This window comes from Maribellus luteus, from assembly GCF_003576475.1.
Classification (GTDB): domain Bacteria; phylum Bacteroidota; class Bacteroidia; order Bacteroidales; family Prolixibacteraceae; genus Draconibacterium; species Draconibacterium luteum.
The window spans coordinates 138986-165658 of the sequence record NZ_QWGR01000007.1; the positions used below are offsets into that span (position 1 = coordinate 138986).

The following is a 26673-nucleotide window of genomic DNA, read 5'->3' on the forward strand; positions in this document are numbered from 1 at the left end:
CTTGCAAGTGCAAGTGTTATTTTGTACTGTTTCAGCGTTTGGGCAATTGCAAAATATTACCTCAATAATCCGATTACGGCCAGCAATAAACTGGCTGAGGAAATGATCATGGAGTAGGCTTGTGCGTTGAGCTGGAAATTTTTGTGCTTATCGGGTTCCACAAAAATGTAATCGTTGGGATGAAGATAAAAGCCTTTTTGAGCCCATGAATTGGAAGTCGACATATCCAGTATCATCGCTTTTTGCCCGTCGGGTTGGGGCCTGATCACCATTATGTTGGTGATGTTGGCATAGTCGGTATTGCCATTGGCCATGGCCAGTGCTTCCAAAATGGTGAAGTTGTTGTTGTAGTTGTAGTAAACTCCGGGACTTTTTACTTCGCCCATTATTGTCACCTTGTAATTCAGAAGCTTTACTTTCACAATGGCTTCTTTTAGGTATTTATCGGCGTATTGTTGAACAATTTTTTCAATTCTTGAGTTGGGGTGGCCGGAAACGGGTATTGCGCCAATAATGGGCAAGGTTAAGTTCCCCAAGTCGTTTACTTCAAATCCGTACAAATAAGCTCCTTGCGGAGTTGTATACTTCTGGTACGAGTTGGAACTCTGCATTTCCATGTTTGATTCCGGATTGAAAAGAGCGTTTACTTCGGCATTCATTGATTTGATGCTGACATACAGAATGTCTCCCGGTTCAATGATGTATTCGGTGGCAGTGTCGGCCAGTGCTTTTATCAGCTGGTTGTTGTGCACATCTTTCATGTACATCAGTTCTTTGCTGCTTCGACACGAAAAGAGCGATAATGACAGTGCGATTGCAGCAAGAAGAATGATCTTTTTTATTCTTAATGTTCTCATCGTGATAAATAATTGGATTTGAATGTATGATTAAAGCTGAAAATTAAGTTGTTGGGTAAACTTCCGGCGTCCATTATTCCCGGGTTCCCATTTGCTATATTTTCCACCATTTTTTTTTTGAATATTTATGAGTACTAAAAGTTTCTTCCGGGTGCAGTGTCTGGAAAATATCTGTCCATTGTGGCATTCCGCCAAAATTTCGGTCGTCGATGTAAAGATCGGCCAAAATCTTCCGGCCAATGTTTTCGGTTAATTTTTCTTCCGGGTAATTACGGTTTATGGCATAAAACTCCAGGCCTTTTCCCCGGCAAAGTTCAACTGCATCATCAAGTTCCTTCCCGGTCCGGTAAGTCCAGAGAATCAACTTGTGGCCCTTTCGTTGAAGCGCTTTCAGCGTATCAAAGGCAAAAGGAAGTTCTTTTCCTATTTGCGGATATTTGTGTTCTACAATGGTGCCGTCAAAATCCACGGCAATTATCATTGATTTTTTCACGATAACAGCTTTTTACTTGTTTACTCTTTTGTCCAAATTAAAAAAGAAGAATTGGATTTTAAAAACGCTTCTTTTTCCTCGGGGAGTATAATTAAATACCGGATCTTTCGATCAACGTATTTTTCGGCTTTTTGTATTAACTCCGAAACATAGGTTTGGTTGATCTCTTTTCCTATCAATAAAAGGTCTACTACACTCGAATCGCGTCCCACTGCCAGGTCGCCAATGAGGTAGGTTTCTTTCAGGTCGCCAATTTTAGAGGTAATATGCTCAATAATCTGGTCGATGCCAATTGTCTTTCTTAAAATGTTGTGAATATCAGCAAACAGCGGATGACGCGTATTGGCCTGGAAAAATTTTTTGTTCCCCAAAAGTTCAGATGTCAGTAATCCAGCTGATTCCAAACGATTTAATTCAATTCGAATGGCGTTGGTCGACTCACCAAACTCTGATTCCAGGTTGCGCAGGTAACTTTTGGTATCCTTGTTTAGAAAGAATTTTAACAAAAGCTTTATGCGTGTTTTGCTGGTAATAATTGTTTGAAGCATGTTGTTGTAATGAGGTAAGAAAATGGTGTTTCTGTGCTTGGCTGGAGTGACGTTGCTTCTTACAGCTTCGCCTCCTCAGTTACATTAAAATGCATGAGTGGACGTTAGTTTTTTGAGTAGCAAAAATACTCATTCTTGTTTTCGACCGACAATAATACGTAATAAAACGGGCAGTAGTATTTAGCTTTGAAGAAAAACCTTAAAATCGGAATTTGTGAATCAGATTTTAAGGTTTTTGCTGATGCGGACTTGGAAAAAGGATCAATCAACGTGAAAATGGCAGGGGATCTGCACTGCTTCCTTTTCCGTGTCGGCGGCTTTTTCCGCTGCCGTTTGTTTGAAAGTAGAATCCGAGTTTGAATTCGGTATAAATTCCTCTGAGATCGGCGCGCGTACCATCGTTGTAATAGTTGTATACACCGTCCAGAAAATCGTAATTGGTATAGTTGCAGCTGAGTGTTGTATTGATAAAGAAGTTGGGGGAGAGGTAGCTTTTTACCCCTGCAGAAAGAAAAAACAGCATGGACGATGTTGAGAAGTTGGTAAAATCTCCTGTGCCTTTTCCAAAGATGGACCCCAATTCCGGGTCCTGGTATTTTAATTCAACACCGTATTGGAGGTATCCGATGCCGGCACGAAGAAAAGGTTCGGGAGTAAAGAGAGCATTGATGTTTTCAAACGACCGGAAATAATAGCCTACGAAAAATTTTTGCCCCATTAGCCGGTTGGTGTATTCTACCGGATCGTCGATCGGGTCTTTCATTTTGTAGTGAAATCCTTCGGCAGTAAAATCAGGATTGTCGTTTTCTCCCCGAAGATTGGTAAGAAAGATGTTTGTCCCAATTTCCCAGTGGTTCAGTAGCAGTTTTGAAATTTCCAGATCAATGGCAAGTCCCGGTTTGTGGTCAAATTCGGTGAGGTGCTCTTTGAAATCGGGGGTGATCTCCGTAATCATTTTGGAAGCCCCAACTTTGGTTCCGATTACAATTCCTGAAGTTGGATTTTGAGCAAAAGCAATTGAATAAGTCAGTAGAAGAAAAGTGACAATGTTTATTTTTTTCACCTGGTTCGGATTTTACATTTTAACATTCAACAAAACAAAATATTTATTTGTGTTATTGTCTTGTTTTAGTGGATTGATAGTTCGGAGGTAAGGTAAATTTATCGTTTGTTGTTTTTACACTCGCCGGAATAAGCTCTTTTTAGTTTTCGGGGATTGCACTCAGGTATTCTGACGGAACTTCAACCGTAAAACTTTGTTCGATCTGCTCGATTTGAAGTAAAAACCTGTGCTTACCCCTGATGTCGGCCAGTTCGCCTCGTAAGCCCACCAACGGTCCCTGGATGATTTCCACTTTTTTGCCGGGGCTAAACGTTTCGTGGTTAATTTCTACTTCAAATTCGTTTTGCTCCAACATCTTTTTCAGTGCCGCAATTTGTTCTTTCCTGATTTCTGCAGCTGATCCTTCGAACGTAATGTAGCAAACAACATTGTTGGTTCGCAGTACGCGGTCGTAATCGTGCCGGGTGATATTAACAAAACAATAGCCTGACATGAGCGGGAGTTCCACCCATTTTTTGCGGTCTTTCCATTGCCTGAGTTTGCGTTGCAGCGGCAGAAAGCTTTCGATGCCCTGCCGGAGAAGATCGTCGTGTGCTTTTTTCTCGGCACGCGAACGGGTGTAAATGGCGTACCATCTTTTTATTTCGGGATCCTTCTGTATCATATTTTTGTGCCTTCGTAAGAGCGTGCAAGTAAGTTAAATCTGATTGCTTTTTCAAATAAGAATACGGAAAAACTTCAATGGCAGGTAGTGAAAAAAGCCTGAAGGATCGAAAATGCAAAGCGGCCGGGGAGTAACGAAAAATGCCCTGCAAAAGCAAGGCATTTTTTTGTATCGTAATTAAACGTCGAGATCTTTTCTGGCAAGGTAAAAGTCAACCATTTCGTAGTCGCTCTTTTCGCGCTCTTCCATTTCTGCCACTGTTTTTGGTGGCGGAACAATCACTTTTTCGCCCGGTGTCCAGTTTAGCGGAAGTGCCACGCTGTATTTGTCGGAAACCTGAAGTGCTTTCAACACCCTAAGGATTTCATCCATGTTACGGCCCACATTCAGCGGGTAGTACATAATCAGGCGAATTTTGCCTTTAGGATCGATAAAGAATACGGCGCGTACGGCAGCTGTTTCACTTTCGTTGGGTTGCAGCATGCCATACAACTGAGATACTTTCATGTCGATGTCGGCAATAATGGGGAAGTCGAAAAGAACGCCGGTGTTCTTCTTAACATTATTAACCCACGCCACGTGTGCATGAATACTGTCGATACTTAAACCGATGAGTTTACAATTCAATGCTCTGAATTCGTCTCCACGAACCGCAAAACCACTCATTTCGGTGGTGCAAACCGGGGTGAAATCTGCCGGGTGTGAAAAAAGGATGGTCCAGCTGTCTTTAATGTATTCCGAAAATTGAATGGGACCATAGGTGGTATTGGCTTTAAAATCGGGAGCCATGTCGCCAATTCTTGGCATTGAGCTTACGTTTTGTTCTTCCATGATTTTTTAAATTTTTATTTTAAGTGTACCAAACAAATTTACAATATTAAAAGAACATTCGCTTGATAAAGGTTGTGTCTATTTCATTGTAATTCTTGATGTTTCTTTGGAAAAATCTATTGTTTTGTGCAGAATTGAACAAAAGGCCGATGTGGTAAAAGGAAGGATGTTTGGAATTTGTGAGAAGGAGGTATTTATAAAATGATTACTTTCGCCTGTTATTCAGTAAAATATGATTTCCGGATATGATCTTTAGTTGAAAATAATTGTTGAAAAGTCAACCTTGAATACGGGTTTTTGTGTGAATTTTTAGATTCGCACCGACCAGGGGGACAATAATCAACATTTTTTTGTTAATTGTTTTTACAAAAATTGGTGTAACTATTTGATTGTTTTCCAAAAAAGTATTTTCTTTGCACTCCGTTTTGAGTAACGTGTTAGTTTTGATCATCAAGAAATTAAAATAAAATGTCACGAGTTTGTCAAATAACAGGGAAGAGAGCAATGGTGGGAAACAATGTTTCGCACTCTAAAAGAAGAACAAAAAGACGCTTCGACGTTAACCTGTTCAAAAAGAAGTATTATTTGCCTGACGAAGATCGTTGGGTACAACTTACTGTTTCTGCTGCCGGCATGCGCACCATTAATAAAAAGGGTTTGAAGACCGCTTTGGCCGAAGCACAGGGAAAAGGTTTTATCGATAACATTTAAAGATCTGAGCGATGGCAAAAAAAAGTAAAGGCAACAGGATCCAGGTAATCCTGGAATGTACAGAGCACAAAGACAGTGGTATGCCAGGAACATCAAGGTATATTACTACTAAAAACAGAAAAAATACTCCGGATCGTATGGAAATGAAAAAATACAATCCGATTCTGAAAAAAGTAACGGTTCACAAAGAAATTAAATAAGTTGAAACATGGCAAAGAAAGCAGTTGCAACATTACAGAAAGGTGCCGGTAAAGGCTATTCAAAAGTGATTAAAATGGTAAAATCGGAAAAAACCGGTGCCTACACTTTTAAGGAAGAAATTGTTCCGAACGACGACGTTAAAACTTATTTTAAAAAATAAGAAAATATACTGTATAACAGGAAAGCTTTCATATTTATGAAAGCTTTTTTTGTGCATTGTTAGTGCTTGTAAAAACAGGAATTTACGAGCCTGTTGTTTTCCCTGTTAAGAATTTGAGGCGAGCTTCGTCAGAACCGGGAACAATCAAAATAATTGTATTACTTTAGCCTGCAAATCAAATTAAAAAAATGGGCTTATTTGGCATTTTTAGCAGAGAGAAGAAGGAGAGTCTGGATGAAGGACTTTCTAAAACCAAAGAAAGCGTATTCAAAAAATTAAGTCGAGCCGTTGTTGGTAAATCAAGGGTTGACGACGAAGTGCTGGATAATCTGGAAGAAGTGTTGATTACTTCGGATGTGGGTGTTGATACCACGCTTAAAATTATCGGTCGTATTGAAGAACGTGTTTCGCGTGATAAATATATGGGTATTGGCGAGTTAAACGGCATTTTGAAAGAAGAGATTGCCGCCTTGTTGGAGGAAAACAATTCGGCAGATATTACCGACTTCGATCTTCCCAAATCTGATACACCCTACGTAATTATGGTGGTTGGTGTTAACGGAGTAGGCAAAACCACTACCATTGGCAAACTGGCCTATAATTTCAAGCAAGCCGGTAAATCGGTTGTATTGGGTGCGGCTGATACATTCAGGGCTGCCGCCATCGACCAGCTTGAAATTTGGGCGCAACGAGTAGATGTACCCATTGTGAAGCAAAAAATGGGATCCGATCCTGCCTCCGTGGCATACGATACTTTATCGTCGGCTGTGGCGAGTAACGCCGATGTGGTGATTATTGATACCGCCGGACGTTTGCACAACAAAATTGGCTTGATGAACGAGCTGTCGAAGATCAAAAAAGTGATGCAAAAAATTGTTCCGGATGCCCCGCAGGAGGTATTGCTTGTATTGGACGGTTCAACAGGGCAAAATGCTTTTGAGCAGGCCAAGCAATTTACAAAAGCAACAGAGGTGAGTGCGCTGGCACTTACAAAACTCGATGGAACAGCCAAAGGGGGAGTGGTGATCGGTATTTCCGATCAATTTAAAATTCCTGTAAAATACATTGGGATTGGTGAAAAACTAGAGCATCTGCAAATCTTCCGTCGCCGGGAATTTGTTGATTCGCTTTTTTCGTAAGATCCTACGTCCAATCTATGCCAACTCTTCAGCAGATGCCATACATGTCTGGATGGTTTGAAGAAGTTTATTCCGGTTTATCGGTTTTTCGATGCATGCATTGCATCCGGCTTTTAAGAATGCAAACTGGTTGCTTTCCAGCGATTCTGCTGTTTGCCCGATGATGCAGACTTTAGAATTGAAAGTGCGAATGGTCTGAGTGGCCGTTTTTCCACTCATTTCAGGCATTTTCATATCCATTAGAATAAGATCGGTATCCGGCTCCTGTTTAATCATTTGTACGATCTCTTCTCCGTTTTTAGCTCTCTTTATGCTGGCCGCAATATCCTGAAGCACATGCACCAGAAGACGGTAGGAAATATCGTCATCTTCGGCAATCAATATCCGGAGGTTGTTTAAAACCGTATTGTTTAAAAGACGGCTGGTTGAAAGTTTCTTTTCACAGTCATGCAGATTGTTCAGGTTGGGAAGAACCACCCCAAAAGTACTGCCTACTCCGGGAGTCGATTGCAAGCTGATAGAACCTTCCAGTAGTTTTACATATCCTTTTGAAATGGAAAGCCCTAATCCGGAACCTTCGTAGCCGCTGGAATGCGAGGGATCGGCCTGGATAAATTGTCCAAACACATCGTTTTGCTTTTCTTCCGGGATACCGATACCTGTGTCAGTCACCGATAAATGAAGCTTGTTCGATTTAAACTCGTATTCAACGGTTACTTGCCCGGCCCTGGTAAATTTGATGGCGTTCTTGATCAGGTTCATGCCAATCGAATTCAGCTTTTGTTCGTCGGTACAGAAGTAACTGTCACTTTCCGGATTTTTGTCCAGGAAAAGCAGCACAAGGCCTTTTCGCCGAGCTTCGATGGTAAAAAAACGTTCCCATTCTCTGATCATTTTTCGAAAATCAATGCTCTCAATCTTTACTTTTTCTACGCCTGCTTCAATTTTCGATATTTCAATGATGTTGTTGATGGTTGTTAGCATGCGCTCCCCACTTTGCCTGATTATATCAATAAACTGGAGCTGTTCTTCATTGTTTTGAGCATGTTCTTTCAGTAGTTCAGCAAAACCAAGAATACCGTTCATGGGAGTTCTGATTTCGTGGCTCATGTTGGCTAAGAAGGCCGATTTCATTTTTTCGCTCTCAACCGCCTTTTGCTTTTGCTCTTTTAGTTCTGATAATATGTGTGAGTTGAGTTCCAGTTGTTGTTGCAAATCCTGTGTCTTTTTTTTCACTCTCATCTGCAATAACCGGTTGGCTGCCATTAGAAGAAAAATGCTCAGCGTAGCCAGGATGCCCACAAAGATGATGTACCTCAGATAAGTTGCCCATTCGTTTCTTTCCTGGTAATACGGAGCGATCCATTTGTCGTAAATACGATTGTATTCACCGTTTGCCATAATAACTTCAAGGCCGTTGTCCAACATGTCGGCCAACTCCGGGGCCGAACGGTTTACTTTGAAACCGATACTTTGTTCCAGTAAAACATGAGAAGTGTTGTAGATGTAATCTTTCCCCATTAAATCAGCAAAATACAAGCCCCTGGCTCTTTTGGAAATGGCACAGGTTACATCCGGGCGGTCGAGACTACTGATCAGGTTGCTGTAATTGTTTACGTACAAGAATTCGGCATCGGGATTTAACGAAAGAATGTAATGCACCAAAACATCGTTTTTATACAGACTTATAAGCGGTTTATGCGCTGTGCGAATAAACTCAGGTGTAATTTTTTTTACAAAATTGTGGTTGTAAAGAAAACAGTGAGACGTATTGACGATGGAGCGTGTATAAAGATATTCGCTGTCGGGATAGCCGGGATAATTGGCTCCTCCGATCGCCTGTATTTCGTTGTTCTTCAGTTTCTGATTTATTTGGTCCCAGGTACCGGTTTCAAGTTCAATATCTATATCATAAAGAGTGCTGATGGCCTTAATTATATCAACATTAAAACCGGTGATTTCATTTTCTGAATCTTTAAAACTGTATGGGGGATAATTATCGCTGATCATTACTTTGTATTGGGAGAAAGCACTTAAATGCATAAAACAAAGTAGAACTAAAAGAGTCTTGGTCAAGGTTTGCATCTTTTTGGTCGCTTTTAACAAATCTAAAAAAAAGATTTAGTTTTTTTAGTAGTCAGAAATCATAATTCAAGCCATTAAGTTGAATCTTCTTTTGCAAGCCCCGTTTAAATGGTATTATTTTAGGTATTGAATCACAATTCAAAGAATAAGATGAATCTGTTTTGGAGAGATATAGAAAGTATTATGTCACGGGCATTGAATAAAAAAGTGCAAATTCTTTCGTCGAAAAATTTGGGCGGAGGGTGTATCAATAATGCTTCAAAGTTGCAAACCAATGTGGGAGCGTTTTTTTTGAAATCGAATGCCAATTGTGCAGCTGATATGTTTGAGCGGGAAGCCGAGGGAATGCAGGAGCTTGCAAAAGCCACTGATGCTCACCTGCTGGTACCGGCGGTTATTTGCTGTAAGGAAGAGAATGAAACGCCCGGATTTCTGGTGCAGGAGTATTTACCCACCGGAAATCCGGGGAAAAATACGGATGAAATGCTTGGGCGGGGATTGGCGCATATTCACCGTTTTCAAAACAAACGCTTTGGCTTTGATCATAACAACTACTGCGGAGCCACACCGCAGGATAATGGATGGAACAGCAGCTGGATTGAATTTTTCCGGGATCAAAGGATAGGCTTTCTGCTGAAGCTGATAGAAAGCGAACGCGGGCTAACTCCGGGTGAAAAATCAACCTATGAAAAACTGATGGAGCGAATTCCTGAGTTACTTCCTCCGGATGCGCAGCCTTCGCTGATTCACGGCGATTTATGGTCAGGAAACTACATGATTACCCCGGGGGGACCGGCGCTTATCGACCCGGCTGTGTATTATGCCGATCGGGAAATGGAATTTGCCATCATTACCATGTTTGGTGGCTTTTCGCAGCGTTTCTTTGACGCCTACAACGATGTCTACCCTCTGCAAAAAGATTGGCGGGCAAGAAACCGGCTTTATCAACTGTACCATATTCTGAATCATTATTATTTATTTGGAGGTGGCTATGGGTCTCAGGCTTTGTCGGTAGCCCGAAGTTATTTGTAGTTTGTTAAAACAGCGTAAATGATATAGTATTAGGGGTCTTTTTTGTATATTGAAGATAAACAATGTACAGAAAACAAAATGGTGTTGAATGAATTATACGAAATTCCTTACTGTTCGGAGCTTTGCTATCAGAAAAATAAGGGGATAATACTTCCGGAAGGTGTTCCCTATATTGGCATGGGCGCTTCGTACATTGCATCCAAAACATTCAGGTATCTCGGAATCGATCTGTTTCCGGAAAGGGCTTCCGATTATTTTAATTACCTGGTTAAAAACCGGACACTATCCAATGGCGTTTTAATTTCCCAGTCGGGAGAAAGTTCTGAGACACTTTGGTGTGCCGATTATTTTTCGTCGTTTACTGCGGTTGTAAACAGTGAAGAAAGTAAACTGGCGGCGCATCTCAATTGCAAAAATCAAATTCTGCTACATTCCGGCATCGAAAAACGTATTCCTTCCAAAACCTACTTAAATACTCTCTTGGTTTTATACCTGGGTTTTGGTTTTGATCCGCGAGAGGTTATTCAGGTATATAAAAAGGAACTTTCGTATTTTGAAGAAACCGGTGCCGAACTGGGCGAATTGATACGCCGCAGAATAAAAGGCTGGTACAAAAAGAGTATTTATATTTTGGGCAACGGGCCCAACATTGCAACTGCCGATCTGGCTGCCATGATTTTAAGTGAGGTTTTAAAGAAACCGGTACAATCAATTTCGGCTTCCAATTACGATCACGGATACAAAGAGACCTCCAAGAATACTTTGGTGATTGCCATCAACCACAAAGGGCCGGAAAAGAGCAGGACCCGGCAGCTTTTGAAAACCATTGAAAAAGCAGGAGGGGAGGTGTTTGAGTTAAAGGATGCCAAGGTAGATGCAGTTTACAGTCCGCTTACTTACCCGCTAATCTTTTTCTTTGCCGCTGAATACTTGCTGGATAAATTGAAAGTTAAGTCGATTTTTGAGGTTGGGAAAAAAGTAACGATTGTTGATCTTCCCTCAAAAGACAGGCAGTAACCTACATTTGTGTACTTTCATTGTCATCGAGCTAATTCAATTATTCGGACTTTTTGCATTAAAACCTGCGTATTTCTATGCATGGTGGTTCATTTTTTATCTGAAAGAACTAACTTACAAATCAGAAATAATAAAGATTTATAACACTGTAGATTCGGATGAAAACAGGTGGCTTTTCACTTAAAAGGATGACCTGTTTTCAACGAGTTTGCCGGATAAATCTTACGTTCGCTTTGCTGGAAAACCAAAAATCGTTTGAATGATTGCTCAAAAAGCCGGAGAAATTACCCCTTTTATTGTGATGGAAGTGCTGGAGAAAGCAGCTTTGATGGAACAAAAAGGTATCCATGTGATTCACATGGAGGTGGGGGAGCCTGATTTTGCTGTTCCTTCGTGTGTGTCGGCCGCTGTTCAAAAGGCATATGCCGAGGGCCGCACGCACTACACCCACAGTTTGGGCGACCCGGAGCTTCGTTCTGCCATTGCTTTAAAATACAAACAGGAATACAATGTCGAGGTTTCGCCGGATCAGATTCTGGTTACCTCCGGATCTTCTCCTGCCATATTGTTGACATTGGGCGTTTTGTGCAATGCCGGTGACGAAGTGATTATTTCAGATCCCGGGTATTCCTGCTACAGCAATTTTATTCGTTTTATTGATGCGAAGCCAGTGGCAGTTCCTGTTTTTGAAGAAGACGGTTTTCAATACCGTCCAGCTGAAATTGCCAAAAGAATCACAAACAGAACCAGGGCGATTGTAATAAACAGTCCGATGAATCCTACCGGTAATCTTTTGTCGGTTGAAGTAATGCAAGAGATAGCCGCATTTAACATTCCTGTTTTATCCGATGAGATTTACCACGGGCTGGTTTACAACGAGAATGCCCATTCGATTCTGGAGTTCACCAAAAACGCTTTTGTTTTGAGTGGCTTTTCCAAGCGATATGCTATGACCGGGCTAAGGTTGGGCTATGTAATTGCTCCGGCTGAATATGTGCGGTGCATGCAAAAGTTGCAGCAGAACCTTTTTATTTGTGCCGGTTCTACGGTTCAACGGGCGGGAATTGAAGCTTTGCGTTCCGCCGGGGAAGATATTGAACACATGAGGCAAACCTACGACAAACGCCGCCAATACCTGATAAAACGTTTGACAGAAATGGGGTTTTCCATAAAAGTGGAGCCAACCGGAGCTTTTTATGTGTTTGTCAATGTACGACACCTTTCCACTGATAGCTACAAACTGGCTTTTGATATACTGGAGAAAGCTCATCTGGGTGTGACTCCCGGAATTGATTTTGGAGCAAACGGCGAAGGTTTTATTCGTTTCTCGTATGCCAATTCAATCGAAAACATTGAGGAAGGAATGAACAGACTCGCAACGTATTTAAAGGAAAACTTTAGCTAAGCTTTTGTCCGAACTCGTTGTAATGAACGATTTCATCCAGGCTTTTTCTTTGTTTATTCGGAGCGCTAATATCCGGATACCCGAAGGGCAGCAGTGCCACTGGCTCAATATTTCTGGGAAGTTTAAGTATTTCAGAACAGCGGTTTGCATTGAAATTGCATACCCAGCACGTTCCAAGTCCCAGAAATGTGGCCATTAAAGTCATATGATCAATGGCGATGGCAGCATCAATATCGGCAGAGTCTTTACCGTCTGATCCCCGTTTCCACGATTGCGAATGATCTGAGCATATCACAATGGCCAAAGGGGCCTGTTGCAACCATTGGGCGGAATAGGTGGTGCAGAGTTCTGCGAGCTTTTCCTGTTCAACCACAATAAAATGCCACGGCTGGTAATTTACGGCCGATGGCGCCATACGACCGGCTTCAAGAATCTGTATAAGCTTTTGCTTTTCTACAGGTTGGCCTTTGAATTTTCGTACGGAAAAGCGTTTTTTGATAATATCAGGTAGTGTCATCGTGTAAATTTAGCGTTTTTCATCTTTCAAAAATCGTAAGTAAAAAAATCACTTTGTTTCAATTCTTTTTCAAAAAAATGAAATTTTCTGTCAATTATTACCCGTCTTTGATTTGCCAAAATAAGTTTCTCATTTTTTGATTATTAGCCAAGAACAGAACATGTTATAAAGCAGGAGTAAATGTTGTAACGGACGCGTAATTTATACGTCATTTGCATACAAATTAAACGAAAACAGAAACGATTGTTCAATTTAAAACTTAAAGTCATGAAAAGAATTAGCTATCTAGCAGCATTTATCCTTGTGTTTTTTTTGAGTGCAAATTTGGCGAATGCAACCGGTAACCGTTCGGCATTCACAGAGTACGAAATCAACCTTGTTCAGGACCTTCACATGGGAAAACAGGTAAAAGCAGTGTGGCAGTTGAGTTACAGTAAAAACGAAACTCCGGTAACTGTGGTGAAAAGAAAAACAATAGACGGAACGGAATACCTTGTTCAGTCTGAATATTTTGCAGTTTGCTACAGCTCAACACCAACAGGCTTTGGTGCCAAGGCAGCCAAAGGAGCCTGGTGTGCTGTTCCAAAGAAAATTAACAGAGCAGTTATCAATCAGCAGGAATTGGCTCGCCAGGAGATTTTAACTCCGGCAAAAGTAGACGATGAAACTGCGTTGGGATTGATCGCAAGTTATTTGCCCGACCTTATTAATAAAGGCTACACTCACCTTTTAAATTAATAAACAGTAGTAATAAGTAAAGTTTAAGGGAACAAAAAAACCGCGGTATACCGCGGTTTTTTTATGTAGTTACGTTTGCTTTTTAACGTTGTTCAACCGGTTTCAGAAAAAGTTTGTCAGCTGTTGATATCTCGATAAAGGAAGCCCCCGCATCTTCTCCAAAACGACCTCCTACGTATATGATGAGATCGTCCATTTGAACGGTGCCTTCGTTTAGCAGTTGCTGAATGGCGGCCTTTTGTATCTTCATCTTGTTCTTTTTGGCCTCAAGGAAAGAAGCATGAATTCCGAATGACAAAGCCAACTCCCGAACTACCCGGTGTGAGTGGCATTTCACAAATACCGGGAAGAATGAACGGTGTGCTGCCAGGTAACGTCCTGTTTTTCCGGTGGTGGTAGTGGTCACAATGGCATCGGGTTTTAATTCGCGGGCTGCACGAATAGCTGATTGTGCCAGGTATGCAGGGATATCCGGTTTTAAGGGAACCAGTAATTCACGCTTGTCACGATCCGGTTCTACCTTTTCTGCAATGTTATTCATCACTTTTACTGCCTCGATCGGGTATTTTCCGTAAGCGGTTTCTCCACTCAGCATAATGGCATCCGTTCCCATGTAAATAGCGCTGGCAACATCACTTACCTCGGCCCTGGTCGGACGTGGATGATCAATCATCGAGTGAAGCATTTGTGTGGCGATAATTACCGGTTTTTTATACAGAATTGCTTTGCGAACGAGGTTGCGCTGAATGGCCGGGAGGCGTTCTTCGGGCAGCTCAATTCCCAAGTCGCCACGGGCAACCATAATTCCATACGCATATTCCAGAATTTCGTCGATGTTATCGACGCCTTCCATGTTCTCGATTTTGGCAATAATCTTGATCAGGCTGTTGTGTTCATCCAGAATTTTCTGAACTTCCTTTACATCTTCTTTGTGGCGCACAAAAGAGTGGGCAATAAAATCAACGTCTTCTTCGATGGCGAAATGGATAAATTCCACATCACGGGTCGACAACGAAGGCAATTTGATTTCAACCCCCGGAACATTAACGCTTTTCTTCTTTTTGATTATCCCCTTGTTCTCTACCTTGCAAAGCAAATAATCAATTCGTTTTTCTTTTACAGTAACGGCAATGTCTCCGTCGTCGATCAAAATCTTGTCACCCACATTCAGGTTGTCAACAAAACCTTCGTAGTTAACGCAAACATTTTTGATGGTATTGATAGGTGAGAATGAAAAGGCAATTTCTTCTCCTTCATTTACTTCCAGATCATTTTGAATACTGCAGGTTCTTATTTCCGGACCTTTGGTATCGATGATAATCGCAATTTTATCCGAAACACTCCGAATGTTGTTCACCACTTTTCTGGCGGTCTCAGTAGTAATGTGGGCAGTATTCAATCTTGCCACATTCATACCGGCTTCATGTAACGACTTGATAAAATCAACTTCACATCTCTGATCCGATATTGTTGCTACAATTTTTGTCTCTCTCATATCTTCGAAATTTTAAGGCTGCAAAAGTACAATAAAAGCACTGGCAACGATTAATATTCCGTTAAACGGAAGTTAAATTTAATGCTCAGTATGCATTACCTAAATTACAAAACTTTTTACTGCAAGTGTGTATGATTTTAATCCAAATCCCATGATGCAACCCTTGCAAACCGGTCCGATCAGGGATTTATGCCTGAAGTCTTCGCGGGTGAGCGTATTGGAGATGTGAACTTCCACTACGGGTGTGTTTATTCCGGCAATGGCATCCCGAATGGCAACCGAGGTATGGGTGTAGGCACCCGCGTTGATGATGATGCCGTCAGCCGAAAAACCAAATTCATGTAATTTGTTTACAATTTCTCCTTCAACATTTGATTGATAATATGTAAACTCCACCTCCGGAAATTCAGATTTTAACTGTTGAAAAAATGATTCAAAACTTTCAGAGCCGTATATCGATTTCTCTCTAACACCTAATAGATTGAGATTCGGACCATTGATAATCAATATTTTCATTTATTTCAATTTTAATTTTTTTTATAGTAACTTTATTCTAGGCTGATCGTAATTAATGATTGCAAACGAACTTGTAGGTTCTGAATATTATGACAATCAGTAGGGAAGAAACAGACATTAAAAATAACTTAATTTGGTAGATTATGAAATGGGAGGATAGTAAAAAGGGCTACGAAAATTATCTGAAACTGGAGAAGTCTTTGTCTCAGAATTCGATAGCAGCCTACATAAACGATATCAATAAGCTGACCGATTTTTTAGCAAATAAGTATAAAGGAGTGGCTCCCGATAAAGTGAAGCTGGACCAACTCAAGGCTTTTGTTGAATGGCTTAACGAAAGGGGCGTGAGCCCGCGCACCCAGGCCCGGACAATCTCGGGGATAAAATCTTTTTACAAATACCTTCTTATTGAAGGGAAGATTACCAATGATCCGACAGCATTATTGGAATCTCCAAAAATCGGACGAAAACTTCCGGATATTTTAACGATGGAAGAGATTGATACATTGATCAATGCGATCGATTTAAACAAAGCGGAAGGACAGCGAAACAAAGCAATGCTCGAAACATTGTATAGCTGTGGGTTACGGGTGTCGGAGTTGGTTAACCTGAAGATCACCAATCTTTTCTTTGAGCAGGGCTTTATCAAGGTAGAAGGAAAGGGGGAGAAAGAGCGTCTTGTTCCGGCCAGTAAAAGTGCCATTGAGGAGATTAATAAATACTTGACCACGTACCGCAAGAAACTACGGGTAAGCAAGGACAGTGAGAATATTTTATTCCTGAACCGGAGAGGTAGAAAATTAAGCCGGGTAATGATTTTCACCATCATTAAGAACCTGGCTGAAAAAGTTGGGCTCGGCAAAAAGATCAGTCCGCATACATTCAGGCATTCTTTTGCAACACACTTAATCAACGGTGGGGCTGATTTGAGAGCCGTGCAAGAGATGCTGGGGCACGAATCGATCTTAACAACAGAAATTTATACCCACCTGGACAGGGATTACCTGCGGAATACCATTCATCAGTATCATCCTCGGTCTTAATATCTTTAGTATAAAGTATGGCAAGGGGCAATAGAAATGTTGCACCCTTTTTTATTTTCTGTGAAAGTCTATCGAAAATCAACAGCAAAATATGGTTTAAATATTCATAATCACCCTGGTTCGTCAACTGACGGATCTTCCTTCTCAATGAATATAGAGGGAGCGAGGGAGAGTAAAAATCTTTACTTTCATTTCTATTGGTGATTTAGGTGATCATGATTATTTTATTCGCACAGATATTCACTTTTTGAAAGAAAAATCCAATGTTAACAGATTGTTTAATTGGTCTGCTAATACAACTAATTGCCCGGGATTAGAGGAGCTGATCCGAAAAAAAAATTATTTTTGTTACCCGTTTATAATTCGAACGAAACATTTATAAAGTTAATTATTAGGTAGTTATGAAAAATTTGGATCTAACCAAGTACGGCATCCTTGATGTGAAGGAAATCGTACATAACCCATCTTACGAACAGCTCTTCGAAGAAGAGATGAAACCTGAATTGGAAGGCTTTGAAAAAGGTCAGCTTACTGAATTGGACGCAGTAAACGTAATGACTGGTGTTTTCACTGGCCGTTCACCTAAGGACAAGTTTATTGTTATGGACGACACTACAAAAGATACAATGTGGTGGACTTCAGAACAAGCTAAAAACGACAACAAGCCAACAACTCCTGAAGTTTGGGCCGAATTGAAAAGTTTGGTAGCAAAAGAGCTGTCAGGTAAAAAATTGTATGTTGTTGATACTTTCTGTGGTGCCAACGAAGATTCTCGTTTGAAAGTTCGTTTCATTATGGAAGTGGCATGGCAGGCACACTTTGTAAAAAACATGTTTATCCGTCCAACAGAAGAAGAATTGGCTAACTACGGTGAACCAGACTTCGTTGTAATGAACGGTTCCAAAACAACCAACCCGAACTGGAAAGAGCAAGGTTTGAATTCAGAAAACTTTACTGTATTCAACCTGACTGAAAAAATGCAGGTGATTGGTGGTACATGGTACGGTGGTGAAATGAAAAAAGGTATGTTCGCGATGATGAACTACTACCTGCCACTGCGCGGTATGGCTTCTATGCACTGTTCTGCTAACGTTGGTAAAGACGGTGATGTTGCTATCTTCTTCGGTTTGTCTGGTACTGGTAAGACTACTCTTTCTACCGACGCTAACCGCCAGTTAATTGGTGACGATGAGCACGGTTGGGACGAAGCTGGTATCTTTAACTTTGAAGGTGGATGCTACGCTAAAACCATCAAATTGGACAAAGATTCAGAGCCGGAAATTTACGCTGCTATCAAACGTAACGCATTGTTGGAAAACGTTACTGTTGATGCTGATGGTAAAATCGATTTCAACGATGGTTCTACAACAGAGAACACTCGCGTTTCTTACCCAATTTACCACATCGACAACATCGCAGTTCCTTCAAAAGCTGGTCATGCTCAGAAAGTGATTTTCCTGAGTGCTGACGCATTTGGCGTATTGCCTCCGGTTTCTAAACTGACTCCGGATCAGACACAATACCACTTCCTGTCAGGTTTTACTGCAAAATTAGCCGGAACTGAGCGTGGTATCACTGAGCCAACTCCAACTTTCTCGGCTTGTTTTGGCGCTGCTTTCCTTACACTTCACCCAACAAAATACGGTGAAGAATTAGTGAAGAAAATGGAAGAGCACGGAGCAGAAGCTTACCTGGTGAACACAGGTTGGAACGGTTCAGGAAAACGTATCTCAATCAAAGATACACGCGGTATCATCAATGCTATCCTGGATGGTTCGATTGAAAAAGCTGAAACAAAAGTTATCCCAATCTTCAACCTGGAAGTACCTACTGCATTGCCAGGTGTTGATCCTAAAATTTTGGATCCACGCGACACTTATGCTGATGCTGCTGAGTGGGAAACTAAAGCTAAAGACTTAGGTGGCCGTTTTATCAAAAACTTCGTTAAATATACTGATAACGAAGAAGGTAAAGCATTGGTTGCTGCTGGTCCTCAACTTGACTAATTATTGGTTTAGTTATTATACAAAGCCTTCCGTTGTTAAACGGGAGGCTTTTTGTTTTCCAATATTTAGTGAGATTGCCACTTGTTTTTCAGCTTTAGCTTTAAAGGAAACGATGAAATTATCCCGGAATTAGTATCAAAAAGCAACTGCCAATCGGTATAATAAATTTTACTGAGGTTTTGTGTTGCCGATTAAATGAAGTAGTAAGTGCTATTTTTTGAAAAGCTTAAGCGTTAATTGACAGCCCTGTCAACTTGTGTTTCCTGAAGTTCCTGCATTATTTTGGCCGTAGAATCGGCAATGTTGTATAAAAGCCGGAGTTGCTGTTTTTTTAGTCCTGATTCGGTTGTAACAATCTGTTGTTTTAACTCCAGTAGTGTAGGGGAGAGATTACTTGTATTTCCCTGAGTTTGGCTTTGCAGGTAGCAGCCCGCTTCGTTAAGTACCTTATTTACCCGTTCCATTATTTCCTGCATGTTTTCGATACCCGGAAGATGGGTTTCGCGGTGAGCGCCCAAAGCCGAAATCTGCGAGAGCAAGGCATGGTTCAGGTAAGTGAGGGTAAAAGTATGTTTCATTAATTTGCGCTTGCTCTTGGGCTCCTGGCGCATGCTGTTCCAGGCCAGTGCCAGTTCGTTATCTGCCAAATGAGCTTCTCTGCGGGCAATCCGGTACGCAAGGTCATCTTTGCTGGTTTCTTTGTATTCGCGCAAAATTTCCTGCAAATAGGCCCTGTTTTTTTGCATGGCTTTCGAAATCAGTTCGGGCATACGGCGGTACTGCCATCCGGGCCACAGAAAACGTATGACGATAAACGACAAAGATGCGCCAAGCAAGGTGGCGATCAGGCGAGGCTCCAGGATGTGCAACCCGGCATCTTTCGAAATAAGGTTAAAAGCGCTGATAACAAAAGTAGTTACAAAGATCACTGCCACCGAATAGTTGGTTTTCAGCCAATAAAAGAAGGCCATCGCCGAGCCCAGCATCAAAAGAACCTGCGCCGCAGTGGTGGTGAAAATATGCAACAGCAAGGCTCCCAGTACCACTCCGGTTACGGTCCCCAGCAAGCGTTGGAAAAGCCGGCGCCGCGTATCGCTGTAGGTTATCTGGCTGACAAATAAACTGGTAAGCATTACCCAGGCTCCTTTGTCGAGATGAAGTGATTTTGCCAGGATAAAACCAATCATAAAGCTTAAGCTAAGTCGCAGCGCATAACGCATTCGCGGATGTTTGAACGACAAAAGCGACCGAAAGCGCTCTATCGGGCTTCGCTTGTCCCGTTTTAAACGGGGAATAGCTGTCCCTTCTTCGGTGTCATCAAGATACTTTAACGACAATTGCGAACGGTACAGGTTATGATGCAGCAATACAAGTGGCTGAGCAGTGTTTGCGTCAATGTGTTTAAGCTTTTCTTCAATTGCATTTGAAATCCACTCCAGAGCCATTGGATGATGATACGAAGATCCTGTAAGGACATTGTTGGCCACTTGCCGGGTAGCATAAGCCAGCTGGCGAAGCATTTCACCAAAGCCTTCCATTACTTCCAGGTTCTCTTTTTCGTTGCTGAGCTTATCATGACGCTCGTGACTGGAGGCGGCTCGCTCGTGGAGGCTTTGCAAAAGCATAAATCGTTGCAGGTAAGGACGCAAAGGTTCGGCGTTCCTTAATTCTTTCCCGTAATTATTGAGTACTTCTTTTATTTTTTCGAGCGAATTAACAACACTGATATTTAGCAATGCCAGGTCTTTGTTGATGCTTGCCTGTTCCTGTTCCTCGCTGGGGAAAAGCATCGATTTTTTTTCGAGGTAATTGGAAAGAGTAGTAAAGCCTTTGGCCAATTGTTCGTCCAACAAACGCCAGGGATTTAAATACATCAAAATGAGCGTGAGAATGCCATGAAACAGGGCACCTGCAGGCAACAACACCGCCTGCCAGTACCAGGCAGGACTTATCTCGATACCCAGCATGGCATAAATTCCCACCAAAACAGAGCCAAAAGTTATGGCGCGGTAGCGTTCTCCCAGTCCGCCCAAAAGAATAAATACAATGGTGGAAAGAACAAAACCAGTTCCGAGCAGCCAGGGGTAATTATTTAGCAGCCCAACGGCAAAACTGGAGATAAAGAAGCTGAAAACCGTAATGGACAAGGCTTTTACTCGTCCTTTGGGATGATCTTCGGTTTCGGAAAGTGCTCCGGCCAATGCTCCCAAAGCAAGTGTTACCCCAAAGAATGGCTTTCCTGCTACAATGAATGGAATGGCCAAAACTCCCATCGAAATGGTGGAACGCAAAGCAAACAGGCGGTCAGGATGACGCCAGAAAACGTTTTTGAGCTTTTTCAGGTTGCTTTGCAGGTATTCCATTTCAATTCTACTATTTGGTTGTTATTAAATGAATTCTGCTGCAAAGCTAGTGAATGAAGTTGACATCTATTTTATTCACTGTCCTTTCCTTATTTAAAATAAATATAAAGAAACGATTCGGTAATGTTGAAGAAATATAAGGCCGATCTATCCCAGGATTTCACGCAAAGCAGCATCGATATCGGGGTAATGAAACTTAAAACCGGCTTTTTGTATTTTTTGGGATGAAACTTCGGGTGATTGCGTCAACAGAACGGAAGCTTTTCCTAAGGCTAATTTTATTGCTATCTCAGGAATAAAAAGAAAGGCAGGCCGCCTGAGTTGGTGTGCCAGTTTTCGGGTAAAAGTAGTGTTGTCAATTCTTTCGGGAGCAACCAGGTTGAAAGTATTGCTTTCTGAATATTCCTTCATCGCCCATTCAAAAGCACGGGCCAGGTCTTCCTGGTGAATAAATGGAAAAGCTTGTTGGCCGTTTCCGATGCTTGCTCCCAGACCAAGTTTGAATGGCAACAACAGTTTGGTGATGGTTGAGGCTTGCTTTCCAATCACCAGGCCAATTCTGAATATCACTTTTTGAACCTGTGCCGGTAATTCAGCGAGTGGCTTTTCCCAGTCTTGAACAACGGTTCCGAGGAAACCATCGTCAAAGACAGTACTGTTTTCGTCGTGAAGGAGTCCGTTTTTGTATATTCCGATAGCAGAAGCCGAAATGAATTTCTTCGGACGAAATTCGGCAGGCAGCTCATTGATGGCTTCAACCAGGTTGTGGGCGCTAAACACCCGGCTTTCGTAAATTATTTTTCTGTTTTTTGGGGTCCAGCGTTGCAATACCGGCGCTCCGGCCAGGTTAATAATTGCATAACACGACCGAATTTCGTTCATCAATTCATCCTTTTGGTACAGTGTTGGGCGGGGGATACCTTTCACCGGAAAACCGGCAGCTTTCAGTTGGGTTGTCAGAAGACTTCCCAGGTAACCGCTTTGCCCTGTAATAACAACCGTTTTCGTTTGTTCGTTCATCTTGCAGAATTCTGTAATTTACGTTTGTTAAGCTAACAAGTTTTGGCTGTTTTTAGTTCTTAAAAATTGTTAAGCGAAGCACCTATTTGTTACTTTTGCTTTTCTGAAAATGAAAGGTAACTTACATATTTGGGTACGTTTACACCGATGGCGTCTGAAACATTTGAGCGAGAGGGGGTTTCTCACCATTTTGAGTATCGTTGTCGGGATACTTTCCGGGGTTGCTGCGGTTATTATTAAAAATACGGTTTGGCTGACTCAGCGGATCGTGCATTCGGTGGTAACAACCGATGTAGAGAACTATATTTATTTTGCCTTACCTATTATTGGTATTTTTCTTTCAGTACTGGTCATTAAATATGTGGTTCGCTCCGAAGTGCGGCATGGGATTCCCAACGTATTGCACAGCATTTCGAAGCAGGGAGGAAAGATTCGTTTGCACAACCTCTATTCCTCTGTGCTTACCAGTTCACTAACCGTAGGATTTGGGGGCTCTGTGGGGTTGGAAGGACCTACAGTTGCTACCGGAACGGCCTGGGGGTCGTGGTTAGCTACTACTTTCCGGCTGAGTTACAAAAATACGATACTGATGTTGGCCTGTGCATGCGCAGGGGCCATGGCCGCAATTTTTAAGGCGCCCATCGCAGCTATTGTTTTTGCTGTAGAGGTAATTATGATCGACCTTACAGTATTTTCACTGGTGCCTTTGTTGCTGGCATCAGCAACCGGTGTTGTTACCTCGTATCTGTTCCTCGGACAGGATGTGTTGTATCCTTTTGAAGTAAAACAGGCATTTAATATGAACGATCTTCCGTATTATATTTTGCTGGGGATCATCGCCGGTTTTGTTTCGGTTTATTTCACCAAAATGTACCTGTTTGTTGGCGGTTTGTTCGAAAAACTCAAAAATAAGCGTACTCGTTTGCTGATTGGAGGAACCGGTTTGGGACTGCTTATTTTCCTGTTTCCAAGTTTGTACGGCGAAGGTTACGAGGCCATAAACGATTGCCTGGCGGGAAACCTGGAATATTTGTTCGACAATAGCCTGTTTTACGGATTTAAAGATGAACTTTGGGTGGCTATGATCCTGATCGCTGCTGTGATTTTATTGAAGATTGTGGCAACCTCGCTTACTTTTGGAGCAGGTGGTGTTGGTGGAATTTTTGCACCAACCCTGTTTATGGGGGTAAATACCGGAATGCTCTTCTCTCTGCTGGTTAAACAAACGGGCCTTCATCAGATAAATACCAATAATTTTGCGTTGATTGGCATGGCGGGGCTTATCGCCGGGGTTTTGCATGCTCCCTTAACAGGCATTTTCCTGATTGCGGATATTTCGGGGGGCTATCAACTGTTTGTACCGTTGATGATTACGGGTACTTTTTCGTACCTGATTGTAAGAGCTTTTACTCCTAATTCGGTTTACCATATTCAGCTGGCACAAAGGAAAGAGCTGCTGACGCACGACAAGGATGCCAATGTATTGCAAATGATGGACGTACGGGAAATGATTGAAACCGACTTCGAAATACTAAAACCTAACGCTACTTTGCGCGATCTTACGGAAGCCATCGCAAGAGCTCACCGTGATTTGTTCCCGGTGGTTGAAAATGACGGAAAAATGATCGGCATGGTGAAAATGGACGATGTACGTGATATGATTTTTAAACATGAATTGTATGACGTGATCATGATAAAAGATTTGATGTACATGCCTGAATATTCGATCGATCCAAACGACAACATGGAGGTGGTTGCCAATAAGTTTGAGGTGTCAGGTCGGTATAATTTGGCTGTAATAGAGGAAGGAAAATATATAGGTTTTATATCGCGTGCGAGGGTGTTTACCCGCTACCGAAAACAAATAATTAATGTTTCACATGTTTAGAAAATACAATCCCAAAAGGTTACTTAACCGATTGGTTGCTTGGAGGATAGCTAAAGTCAGTGAGAAGAATTTTCTCTATATACTGAGTTTGGTTGTGGGTTTATTGAGTGGTTTGGCTGCTCTTATTTTGAAAAGGAGTATTCACTTTGTGGCAGAAGGACTTACTTCTTACATTGATTTGGAGGGATTCCGGTACCTGTACCTGTTTTTTCCGATGTTTGGTATTTTTCTGACCGTTTTGTTTATCCGGTATTTTATTAAGGACGATATCGGGCATGGTGTTTCAAAAATTTTGTATGCCATATCCAAGAAGAGCAGTAAGCTAAAACCACATAAAATGTATTCGTCGATGGTGGCCAGTTCGCTTACCATTGGTTTTGGAGGGTCGGTAGGATCGGAGGCACCCATTGTGCTTACAGGTGCTTCGATTGGTTCCAACCTGGCTCGTATCTTTAAACTTCGCTACAAGTACATCACGCTGATGGTGGGATGTGGAGCAGCCGGTGCTATTGCCGGTATCTTTAACGCCCCAATGGCAGGTATCGTTTTTACGCTCGAAGTTTTGATGCTCGATCTGAACATGGCCTTTTTAATTCCACTGTTGATTTCAGCCGTAACGGCCACCGTGTTAGCATACTTTTTTATGGGCGAAGGAGTACTTTTAAAATTCGTTCAGGTTGCTCCCTTCGAAATCAACACTATCTGGATTTTTCTTTTGGTAGGCGTTTTTACGGGGTTTTTAGGCCTTTACTTTACCCGTGGCACCATGTACTTCGAAAGTCGGTTTAAGGGCATTAATAGCTGGTTTATTCGCATGTTGGCCGGTGGGTTCATCGTCGGAGTGCTGATATTTCTTTTTCCTCCGCTGTGGGGGGAAGGGTACGACAGTATTATTACCGTTTTTAACAATCACGGGCATGAATTGCTCGATTCATCTCTTTTTGCTCCCTGGAAAGATAATCCGTATATCGTGTTACTGGTAGTTGCCGGTATTTTGATATTTAAAGTGCTGGCCATGTCAGCTACCACCGGGGGAGGAGGTAATGGCGGAATCTTTGCCCCTACTTTGTTTTCAGGAGCCCTGGCTGGTTATTTTGTCATTAAACTGCTGAATACCTTATTCGGACTTAATGTAGTGGAAAACAACTTTGCCCTGGCGGGAATGGCCGGAATGATGGCAGCAGTAATGCATGCACCACTTACCGGAATTTTCCTTACGGCTGAAATAACAGGTGGTTACGGAATGTTTATTCCGCTATTGATCACCTCCACCGTAGCCTATGTAACCATTATGGCATTTGAGCCACATTCAATCTATACCAAACGCCTGGCAGATACCGGCGAACTGATTACCCACAACAAAGACAAAGCGGTGTTGAGGTCGATGGAAGTGAAAAAACTGATTGAAAACGATTTTGTTATTCTTTCGCCCGATGGAACATTAAGAGACCTCGTAAAAGCTATTTCAAAATCGAACCGAAACTTATTTCCGGTGGTGGATAAGGAAGGTTATTTAAAAGGCATGGTCAAATTATCAAAGATCAAATCATTGATTTTTGAACCGGAATTATATGATAAGGTAAAGGTGAAGGATTTAATGTTCATGCCCGAGTTTTATATTTCGTCGCAGGACAGCATGGAGACCGTGGCCGAGAAGTTTGAGACTTCGAACCGCTACAACCTGGCCGTTATTGACGAAGGTAAATACCTTGGGTTTATCTCTCGTGCCTTGGTATTTTCCAACTACCGGAAAACATTGGAGTACTTTTCACACGATTGATTCCGGGAGTTGCAAGCCATGTATGCTTTAGCAATTCAACAAAGGAGTGTGTGGATTTTACGTATTTTTGAATGAACATTTAGAAACAGATAGTTATGACTTCAAGAAGATCTTTTTTGGTGAAAGGCTCTTTGGCATTAGCCGGAATTGGCCTTGCAAAGCAGGGACTGTCATCAGTTGGTACCGAAAACGGCGGAAATATTCCGGTTGTAATTTCTACATGGAATCATGGTTTGCCAGCCAACGAAGCTGCGTGGAAGGTACTTTCCAAAGGTGGTCATTCGCTCGATGCGGTGGAAGCGGGTGTGCGTGTTCCCGAAGCCGATCCTAATGTGATTACTGTTGGTAAAGGGGGCATTCCGGATGCCGAGGGTAAAGTAACGCTTGATGCCTGCATTATGGATGAAAAAGGCCGTGCCGGGTGTGTTACCTACCTACAGCATATTGTACATCCTATTTCTGTAGCCCGTTTGGTAATGGAAAAAACGCCACATGTGATGCTGAGCGGTAAAGGAGCTTTGAAATTTGCATTGGAGAATGGCTTTAAAAAAGAGAAGCTGCTCACCCAAAAACGCAAGGAAGAATGGAAAAAGTGGAAGAAAGAGCAAAACAAGTTCAGCAATAAAATAAATATTGAGAATGTAAGCGAAGACAACCACGATACCATCGGAATGCTGGCAATTGATAAAGACGGCAGAATATCGGGGGCATGTACCACCAGCGGAATGGGGTATAAAATGCCTGGCCGTGTAGGCGATTCTCCCATCATTGGCGCCGGTTTGTTTGTGGATGGCGAAGTAGGTGGTGCGGTAGCTACCGGTTCCGGAGAGTTGGTAATGAAAACGGTGGGAACTTTTCTGGTGGTAGAGTTAATGCGAAACGGCATGTCTCCGTCTGAAGCCTGCGAAGAAGCAGTTAAACGTATTGCCCGAAAAATTCCGGATTATGAAAATCACCAGATTGGTTATATAGCGCTGAACAAAAAGGGTGAATATGGCTCTTTTTGTATTCAGCCTGGTTTTAATTTTGCGATTAAAAATGAGGTGAAAACCGGCATGGAAGATGCCGAAGCCTGGTTAAAAAAGTTGTAAGAATCCTATA

25 protein-coding genes are annotated in these 26673 nt (G+C 42.0%); 13 read left to right on the top strand and 12 right to left on the bottom strand.

Features of this window, described 5'->3' with window-relative positions:
* Positions 1-56: 56 nt before the first annotated feature.
* The 6 genes from D1614_RS13660 to D1614_RS13685 form a co-directional block, all read right to left on the bottom strand.
* Complete coding sequence (locus D1614_RS13660; RefSeq protein ID WP_119438510.1) at positions 57-857, bottom strand: polysaccharide biosynthesis/export family protein; 801 nt, start codon at positions 855-857, stop codon at positions 57-59.
* Positions 858-951: 94 nt separating this feature from the next.
* Complete coding sequence (locus D1614_RS13665; protein WP_241558110.1) at positions 952-1350, bottom strand: BT0820 family HAD-type phosphatase; 399 nt, start codon at positions 1348-1350, stop codon at positions 952-954.
* Positions 1351-1370: 20 nt separating this feature from the next.
* A complete protein-coding gene (locus D1614_RS13670; protein ID WP_119438511.1) occupies positions 1371-1898 on the bottom strand; it encodes an ArsR family transcriptional regulator in 528 nt (175 codons plus the stop codon).
* A gap of 265 nt (positions 1899-2163) precedes the next feature.
* Positions 2164-2961 (bottom strand): hypothetical protein, encoded by a 798-nt coding sequence (locus D1614_RS13675; protein ID WP_119438512.1) that lies wholly within the window; start codon positions 2959-2961, stop codon positions 2164-2166.
* A 139-nt stretch (positions 2962-3100) separates the two neighbouring features.
* Complete coding sequence (locus tag D1614_RS13680; protein WP_119438513.1) at positions 3101-3625, bottom strand: UpxY family transcription antiterminator; 525 nt, start codon at positions 3623-3625, stop codon at positions 3101-3103.
* 177 nt (positions 3626-3802) lie between these two features.
* On the bottom strand, positions 3803-4456 hold the full coding sequence (locus D1614_RS13685; protein ID WP_119438514.1) for a peroxiredoxin: 654 nt from the start codon (positions 4454-4456) through the stop codon (positions 3803-3805).
* Positions 4457-4924: 468 nt separating this feature from the next.
* Here D1614_RS13685 and rpmB point away from each other — a divergent pair, with 468 nt between their 5' ends.
* The 4 genes from rpmB to ftsY all read left to right on the top strand — a co-directional run bounded on the left by rpmB (position 4925) and on the right by ftsY (position 6667).
* Complete coding sequence (gene rpmB / locus D1614_RS13690) at positions 4925-5167, top strand: 50S ribosomal protein L28 (RefSeq protein WP_119438515.1); 243 nt, start codon at positions 4925-4927, stop codon at positions 5165-5167.
* Positions 5168-5178: 11 nt separating this feature from the next.
* A complete protein-coding gene (gene rpmG / locus D1614_RS13695) occupies positions 5179-5367 on the top strand; it encodes a 50S ribosomal protein L33 (RefSeq protein WP_119438516.1) in 189 nt (62 codons plus the stop codon).
* A gap of 8 nt (positions 5368-5375) precedes the next feature.
* Positions 5376-5528 carry a DUF4295 domain-containing protein gene (locus D1614_RS13700; RefSeq protein ID WP_119438517.1) on the top strand — a complete coding sequence of 51 codons (153 nt, stop codon included), beginning with the start codon at positions 5376-5378 and terminating at the stop codon, positions 5526-5528.
* A 188-nt stretch (positions 5529-5716) separates the two neighbouring features.
* On the top strand, positions 5717-6667 hold the full coding sequence (ftsY, locus tag D1614_RS13705) for a signal recognition particle-docking protein FtsY (protein ID WP_119438518.1): 951 nt from the start codon (positions 5717-5719) through the stop codon (positions 6665-6667).
* A 15-nt stretch (positions 6668-6682) separates the two neighbouring features.
* On the opposite strand, the gene D1614_RS13710 is transcribed toward ftsY, so the two are convergent.
* Positions 6683-8710: an ATP-binding protein gene (locus D1614_RS13710; protein WP_162304502.1), complete on the bottom strand. Its 2028-nt coding sequence runs from the start codon at positions 8708-8710 to the stop codon at positions 6683-6685.
* A 192-nt stretch (positions 8711-8902) separates the two neighbouring features.
* On the opposite strand from D1614_RS13710, the gene D1614_RS13715 reads away from it, so the two are divergent.
* The 3 genes from D1614_RS13715 to D1614_RS13725 all read left to right on the top strand — a co-directional run bounded on the left by D1614_RS13715 (position 8903) and on the right by D1614_RS13725 (position 12206).
* Positions 8903-9784, top strand: a complete 882-nt coding sequence (locus tag D1614_RS13715; RefSeq protein WP_119438520.1) for a fructosamine kinase family protein — start codon at positions 8903-8905, stop codon at positions 9782-9784.
* Positions 9785-9868: 84 nt separating this feature from the next.
* Positions 9869-10801 carry an SIS domain-containing protein gene (locus tag D1614_RS13720; RefSeq protein WP_147384219.1) on the top strand — a complete coding sequence of 311 codons (933 nt, stop codon included), beginning with the start codon at positions 9869-9871 and terminating at the stop codon, positions 10799-10801.
* A 259-nt stretch (positions 10802-11060) separates the two neighbouring features.
* Positions 11061-12206 carry a pyridoxal phosphate-dependent aminotransferase gene (locus tag D1614_RS13725; RefSeq protein ID WP_119438522.1) on the top strand — a complete coding sequence of 382 codons (1146 nt, stop codon included), beginning with the start codon at positions 11061-11063 and terminating at the stop codon, positions 12204-12206.
* Here the strand turns inward: D1614_RS13725 and D1614_RS13730 are convergent.
* Positions 12199-12723, bottom strand: a complete 525-nt coding sequence (locus tag D1614_RS13730; RefSeq protein ID WP_119438523.1) for a nitroreductase family protein — start codon at positions 12721-12723, stop codon at positions 12199-12201. The two genes, D1614_RS13725 and D1614_RS13730, sit on opposite strands and share 8 nt — an antisense overlap.
* Before the next feature lie 267 nt (positions 12724-12990).
* Here D1614_RS13730 and D1614_RS13735 point away from each other — a divergent pair, with 267 nt between their 5' ends.
* Positions 12991-13461 (top strand): hypothetical protein, encoded by a 471-nt coding sequence (locus D1614_RS13735; protein ID WP_119438524.1) that lies wholly within the window; start codon positions 12991-12993, stop codon positions 13459-13461.
* 82 nt (positions 13462-13543) lie between these two features.
* Here the strand turns inward: D1614_RS13735 and pyk are convergent, their stop codons facing one another.
* Positions 13544-14956: a pyruvate kinase gene (gene pyk, locus D1614_RS13740; protein WP_119438525.1), complete on the bottom strand. Its 1413-nt coding sequence runs from the start codon at positions 14954-14956 to the stop codon at positions 13544-13546.
* 99 nt (positions 14957-15055) lie between these two features.
* On the bottom strand, positions 15056-15472 hold the full coding sequence (gene aroQ / locus D1614_RS13745) for a type II 3-dehydroquinate dehydratase (RefSeq protein ID WP_119438526.1): 417 nt from the start codon (positions 15470-15472) through the stop codon (positions 15056-15058).
* A 143-nt stretch (positions 15473-15615) separates the two neighbouring features.
* Between aroQ and xerD the strand changes: the two genes are divergently transcribed.
* Complete coding sequence (gene xerD, locus D1614_RS13750) at positions 15616-16515, top strand: site-specific tyrosine recombinase XerD (RefSeq protein ID WP_119438527.1); 900 nt, start codon at positions 15616-15618, stop codon at positions 16513-16515.
* 401 nt (positions 16516-16916) lie between these two features.
* Entirely contained in the window at positions 16917-18521 is a 1605-nt protein-coding gene (pckA, locus tag D1614_RS13755) for a phosphoenolpyruvate carboxykinase (ATP) (protein ID WP_119438528.1), read from the top strand.
* 233 nt (positions 18522-18754) lie between these two features.
* On the opposite strand, the gene D1614_RS13760 is transcribed toward pckA, so the two are convergent.
* Both D1614_RS13760 and D1614_RS13765 read right to left on the bottom strand, forming a co-directional pair.
* On the bottom strand, positions 18755-20884 hold the full coding sequence (locus tag D1614_RS13760; protein WP_119438529.1) for an FUSC family membrane protein: 2130 nt from the start codon (positions 20882-20884) through the stop codon (positions 18755-18757).
* Between the two features lie 147 nt (positions 20885-21031).
* Positions 21032-21904 (bottom strand): TIGR01777 family oxidoreductase, encoded by an 873-nt coding sequence (locus tag D1614_RS13765; protein ID WP_119438530.1) that lies wholly within the window; start codon positions 21902-21904, stop codon positions 21032-21034.
* Between the two features lie 109 nt (positions 21905-22013).
* Between D1614_RS13765 and D1614_RS13770 the strand changes: the two genes are divergently transcribed.
* From D1614_RS13770 to D1614_RS13780, 3 genes are all read left to right on the top strand, one after another.
* Entirely contained in the window at positions 22014-23792 is a 1779-nt protein-coding gene (locus D1614_RS13770) for a chloride channel protein (RefSeq protein WP_119438531.1), read from the top strand.
* A gap of 127 nt (positions 23793-23919) precedes the next feature.
* Positions 23920-25572 (top strand): chloride channel protein, encoded by a 1653-nt coding sequence (locus D1614_RS13775; RefSeq protein WP_241558111.1) that lies wholly within the window; start codon positions 23920-23922, stop codon positions 25570-25572.
* Between the two features lie 95 nt (positions 25573-25667).
* The gene (locus D1614_RS13780) at positions 25668-26663 is read left to right on the top strand and encodes a glycosylasparaginase (protein ID WP_119438532.1); all 996 of its coding nucleotides are present in this window, start codon (positions 25668-25670) and stop codon (positions 26661-26663) included.
* Positions 26664-26673 lie beyond the last annotated feature (10 nt).